Raw genomic sequence first — 5,276 nt, forward strand, 5'->3', positions numbered from 1 at the left:
CGTACGTTGATCACCGGAGTGGACGCCGAGGGCAGGTCCTGCATCGTCAGCGAGGACGAGCTGGTGTTGGACCAGCTGGCACCCGGATTCGCGATGGGCGTTCCGTTCGCGACGCTCCTGCTCGCCGGATGCGGCCCGGCGGCCGCGCCGTCCTCGGCCCCACCGCGCGACGGCTACCCGCTCACCCTGCACAACTGCGGCCGCGAGGTGACCGTTCACCAACCGCCGCAACGCATCATCTCGCTCAACCAGGGCAGCACCGAGGTGCTGCTGTCCCTGGGCGTCGCCGACCGGATGGCCGGCACCGCCGGCTGGACCGATCCGGTGCTGCCCTCGTTGGCGGCGGACAACGAGAACGTCGAACGACTCGCCGACCAGGCTCCGTCGTTCGAGACCGTCCTCGATCGGGAGCCCGACCTGGTCACCGCCTCGCTGCAGGGCACGCTCGGGCCGGGCGGCGTCACCACCCCGGCGGCGCTGGACCGGCTCGGGGTGCCGGCGTACATGTCGGCGATCGAATGCACCAAGGAGGTCGGCAACTCCGACGGCGCCCGCAGCACCACGCTGGAGATCGACCAGGTGTTCACCGAGATCCGCGATGTCGCGACGCTGGTCGGCGAGCAGGACCGGGGCGAGGAGATCGTCGCCGACATGCAGCGCCGGCTCGAGGCCCTCACGGCCACCGACCATCGGGGTGTGTCGGTGCTGTACTGGTTCGCCAACGCCGAGTCGCCCTATATGGCGGGTTGCTGCGGCGGGCCGGGCGTCATCACCCGCACCCTCGGCCTGACCAACGTGTTCGACGATTCGCCGCAGGACTGGCCGCAGATCGGTTGGGAGACCGTCGCCGAACGCGACCCGCAGGTGCTGATCCTCGGCGACCTCACGCGCAAGAGCCAGACCGCCGAATCCGCCGAAGCCAAAATCGCGTTCCTGGAGTCGAATCCGGTGACCCGCGAGATGACCGCGGTGAAGAACCGGCGGTACATCGCGTTGGCCGGCGCGGAGCTCAACCCGTCGATCCGCATCGTCGACGCGATGGAGAAGGTGGCCGGCGGGCTCCGTGACCACGGCCTGGCGGATTGAGCCGGGCGTGGCCTCCTATCTGCGCACCCCGCTCGTGGTGTGGCCGGCCGGGCTGATCATCCTGCTGCTGTCGATCGCCACCGCGACCACGATCGGGCCGTCCGACCTCGGTCCGCGTGACGTGTTCGCCGCGGTGCTGGAGCGGACGGGCGGTCCGCCGTCGCAGTTGTCGCTGTTGCAGCAGAGCATCATCTGGGATCTGAGACTGCCGCGCGCACTGCTCGCCGCCGTCTGCGGAGCCGGGCTGGCGCTGTGCGGGGTGGTGCTGCAGTCGCTGCTGCGCAACCCGTTGGCCGATCCGTTCATCCTCGGCGTGGCCTCCGGCGCGTCCACCGGCGCTGTGTCGATCGCGGTGCTCGGGATCGGCGCGGGCGCGATCGGTCTGGCTTCGGGCGCGTTCGTCGGTGCGGTCGCGGCGTTCGGTCTGGTGCTGCTGCTGGCCGTGGCCGCCGGGGGCGGCATCGAACGGATGATCCTCGCCGGAGTCGCTGCCACGCAACTGTTCTCCGCACTGACGTCGTTCATCGTGTTCACCTCCGCCGACGCCGAGCAGACCCGCGGGGTGTTGTTCTGGCTGCTCGGTTCGCTCAGCAACGCGACGTGGCGCGAAGTGGCGGTGTGTGGTGCGCTCGTCGTGCTCGGGACGGCGGTGTGCTGGACCCGTGCCGGCACCCTCGATGCGTTCCTGTTCGGTCAGGACGCCGCCGCGGCGCTGGGGGTGGCGGTGATGTGGATGCGGATGGTGCTGTTGGGGATCACCGCGTTGGTGACCGCGGTGATCGTGTCGTGTTCGGGGGCGATCGGCTTCGTCGGGCTGGTGTTGCCCCACGCCGCCCGCGCGCTGGTGGGCACGCGGCACCGCGTGCTGGTGCCGACCGCCACGGTCCTGGGCGCCATCTTCCTGGTGTGGGTCGACACCGCCGCCAGGATGGTCATTGCCCCCCAAGAACTTCCGGTCGGGGTCGCGACCGCGATCGTCGGCGTACCGGCGTTCGTGGTGATCCTGCTCCGGCGCAGGAGAGTGACATGAGCCTGGCTGCCGAACGGATCACCTGGCGGGTCCGCGACAAGCTGATCGTCGACGGGGTGAACATCGCGGTGGCTACCGGAACCACGGTGGGCCTGTTGGGACCCAACGGGTCCGGCAAGTCGTCGCTGTTGCGGTTGCTGGCGGGCCTGCGGCCCACATCGTCCGGCGTGGTGCGGTGGGACGACCTGGACGTGTCGACCGTCAGCCGCCGGCGGCTCGCGCGCCGGCTCGCCGTCGTCGACCAGGAATCCACCACCGACCAGGAACCCACCGTACGGGAGATCGTGGAACTGGGCCGCCTCCCGCACCGTCAGGCGTGGTCGCCGATGTCGGCCCGGGACCGGCAGGTGGTCGAATCCGCCGCCGAGACAACAGGAGTCGTCCATCTCCTGGATCGCAGGTACTCGACGTTGTCCGGCGGTGAGCGGCAGCGGGTGCAGATCGCCAGGGCGCTGGCGCAGGAACCGACCGAGTTGCTGCTCGACGAGCCCACCAATCACCTCGACATCCGGCATCAGCTCGAGTTGCTCGAGCTGGTGGCCACGGCCGGGACCACGACCGTGATGGCGTTGCACGACCTCAACCTGGCGGCCGCCTACTGTCAGGAGCTCGTCCTGCTCCACCACGGCCGGGTGCACGTCGCCGGCCCGCCGGCGCAGGTGCTGACCCCCGAGGTGATCGCCGAGGTCTATCAGGTCGAGGCCACCGTGGAACTCTGCGACGGCCGGCCCAGGGTCGGTTTCACCCGGCTGCTCGCCGGGCGCGGGCAAGGCACACCGATACCGCGGTGAGCACCGCGCCGTGGGCGACGTGACGAGCGAGCCGACCGGTCCTCGGAATGTCCGCGACCGCCGGTCGCCGGCCGTCACCCATCAGTGCCCGCTCCTCGCGCCGGTCGCCGTAGTAGGTGTTGGTGCCGCCGAGCTGTAACCCGAGCGCGCCGGCGAAGCACGCCTCGATCACCCCGGCGTTGGGGCTCGGGTGGCCGCGGGCGTCGCGCCTCCACGCGGTCAGCGCACCACGGCGGTCCGGGCCAGCGGCGACCGTGAGCAGGCCGCTCACCCGCGCCCCGGGCAGCCCCAGCAGATCGTCGAAACGTGCTGCCGCCCAACCGAACCGCTCGTACCTGGGGTTGTGGTGGCCGACCATCGCGTCCAGGGTGTTGGCCGCGCGGTGCGCCACCAGGCCCGGCACGCCGGCCACCGCTGCCCAGAAAAGCGGTGTGACGACCGCGTCGCTGGTGTTCTCGGCGACCGACTCGATGACCGCGCGGGCGATCTCGGGCTCGGTCAGGGCGGCGGTGTCACGGCCGACGAGGTGACGCAGCCGTCTCCTGGCGCCATCGATGTCGCCGGTGTCCAGAAGACGGTGTACGGCGGACGCCTCGCGTTCCAGCGAGCGACCGCCGAGCACGGCCCAGGTGACCGTCGCGGTGAGCACCGTGCGCCACACCGGATGACGCTGTGCGCACCGGTCCGCGGCCACCGCGCTCAACGTCGCGCCGCCCACCAGGGCGAGGAGGTACGCCACCCCACGGGCGTGATCGTCTGCGTACCAATGCCGTTCGAGCCGCGCGGCGGTGCTGCCGAAGCCGGCGACCGGGTGGAAGCGGCGCGGATCGCCGAACAGGCGGTCGGCGGCATGGCCGAGCAGCAGTCCGGTCGCTCGCACGGTCATCGGGTGCATGGTGGACGACTCCTAGAATGTCGTGGTGAGGATCCTGGTTACCGGCGGTGTTCGATCCGGCAAGTCGAAGCACGCCGAAGGGCTGCTGGCCGAGGCCGACGACGTCACCTACATCGCACCGGGACCGCCCGCCGACGGGCGGGACCCGGACTGGGATGCCCGTGTGGCACAGCATCGTTCGCGCCGGCCCGCGCAGTGGGCCACCGTGGAGACCGCCGCCCTCGACGCCGCCTGCCGGTCGGCCCGCGGTCCGGTGCTGATCGACTGTCTGGGGACCTGGCTCACCGCCGCGCTGGACACCGGCGGGCTGTGGGACGCCGCGACCGACGATGCGCACGCAGCGCTGGCGCCGCGGCTGGACGCCGTCTGCGACGCGCTGACCACCGTGCGCGACGCCGTGGTGGTGACCAACGAGGTCGGCCTCGGCGTCGTCCCGTCGCACCGCTCCGGCGTCCTCTTCCGCGACCTGCTTGGCACCGTCAACCAGCGGGTCGCCGATGTCTGCGACGAGGTGCACCTGGTGATCTCCGGCCGTGTGCTGAGGCTGTGAGCCCGCCGGTCCGTCACTCCGGGAGAAGGTCGGTCAGCGACGCGGTGTCGGCGAGGACCGCCACGGCGCTCCGCAGCACCGGCACCGCCGCGACGGCTCCCGAACCCTCGCCGAGGCGCATGCCGAGGTCGAGGACGGGCACCAGGCCCAGCTTGTCGAGGGCCAGGCTCTGCGCGGGCTCGGTGGACCGGTGCCCGGACGCGAACCACGCCGCCGCCCCGGGCGCGATGCGGTCCGCGGTCAGCGCGCACGCCACCGCCATCAGGCCGTCGAGAAGGGCCGGGACCCCGCGCCGCGCGGCCGTCAGCAGGTAACCGGTGGAGGCGGCGAGGTCGGCGCTTCCCAACGCCGCCAGCGTCGCGACCGGATCCTCGGTGCGCTCACCCACCCGGGCCAGCGCGGCGTCGATCACCGCCGTCTTGTGCTGCAGCCCAGCGTCGCTGATTCCGCTGCCCCGACCGACCACTTCCGCCGCCGGCATGCCGAGCGCGGCGGCCACCAGCGCCGCCGCGCTGGTGGTGTTGCCGATGCCGAGGTCGCCGCTGAGAAGCAGCTGCGCGCCGGCGTCGATCTCCTGCTGCGCGACTGCCGCGCCGGCCTCGAGCGCCGCGTGCACCTGCGCGTCGGTCAGCGCGTCCTCCAGGTGGATGGCTCCGCTCGAGCGGCGGATCTTGTACGCCTGCAGCGGATCACGGATCGACGCGGGCAGATCTTCGAAGTCGTCGTCGACACCCAGGTCGAGCACGCGGACCGCGACGCCGTGGGCGGCGGCCAGCGCGTTGACCCCGAGCTGACCGTTGACGGGCCAGGTGTATTTGATGATCTGGGATGCGACGAACACCGCCGCCGCGACACCGAACACCACCCACGACACCGCGGTGTTCACGACGAACGCCCACACCGCGATCGCGCCGATCACCAGGA

Annotated in this window: 6 protein-coding genes; 4 read left to right on the forward strand and 2 right to left on the reverse strand. The window is 71.7% G+C overall.

What is annotated here, in order from left to right; translation table 11 throughout:
- Positions 1 to 93: 93 nt before the first annotated feature.
- From ASJ79_RS18105 to ASJ79_RS18115, 3 genes are read left to right on the forward strand one after another with little or no spacing between them, the layout of a single operon-like run.
- Positions 94 to 1,086: an ABC transporter substrate-binding protein gene (locus tag ASJ79_RS18105; protein WP_067957947.1), complete on the forward strand. Its 993-nt coding sequence runs from the start codon at positions 94 to 96 to the stop codon at positions 1,084 to 1,086.
- Positions 1,064 to 2,116, forward strand: coding sequence for an iron ABC transporter permease (locus ASJ79_RS18110; protein ID WP_082753914.1), 1,053 nt, complete (start codon positions 1,064 to 1,066; stop codon positions 2,114 to 2,116). Before ASJ79_RS18105 ends, ASJ79_RS18110 begins: the two co-directional genes overlap by 23 nt.
- Complete coding sequence (locus ASJ79_RS18115) at positions 2,113 to 2,907, forward strand: ABC transporter ATP-binding protein (RefSeq protein WP_067957944.1); 795 nt, start codon at positions 2,113 to 2,115, stop codon at positions 2,905 to 2,907. The genes ASJ79_RS18110 and ASJ79_RS18115 overlap by 4 nt, the downstream gene beginning before the upstream one ends.
- On the opposite strand, the gene ASJ79_RS18120 is transcribed toward ASJ79_RS18115, so the two are convergent.
- A complete protein-coding gene (locus ASJ79_RS18120; RefSeq protein WP_067957953.1) occupies positions 2,858 to 3,793 on the reverse strand; it encodes a cobalamin biosynthesis protein in 936 nt (311 codons plus the stop codon). The genes ASJ79_RS18115 and ASJ79_RS18120 overlap by 50 nt on opposite strands.
- Positions 3,794 to 3,827: 34 nt before the next feature.
- On the opposite strand from ASJ79_RS18120, the gene ASJ79_RS18125 reads away from it, so the two are divergent.
- Positions 3,828 to 4,352 (forward strand): bifunctional adenosylcobinamide kinase/adenosylcobinamide-phosphate guanylyltransferase, encoded by a 525-nt coding sequence (locus tag ASJ79_RS18125; protein WP_067957956.1) that lies wholly within the window; start codon positions 3,828 to 3,830, stop codon positions 4,350 to 4,352.
- 13 nt (positions 4,353 to 4,365) lie between these two features.
- On the opposite strand, the gene ASJ79_RS18130 is transcribed toward ASJ79_RS18125, so the two are convergent.
- A partial coding sequence (locus ASJ79_RS18130; protein ID WP_197420264.1) for a nicotinate-nucleotide--dimethylbenzimidazole phosphoribosyltransferase occupies positions 4,366 to 5,276 on the reverse strand: 911 nt, incomplete at its 5' end.

Source organism: Mycobacterium sp. NAZ190054 (genome assembly GCF_001545925.1).
GTDB lineage: Bacteria > Actinomycetota > Actinomycetes > Mycobacteriales > Mycobacteriaceae > Mycobacterium.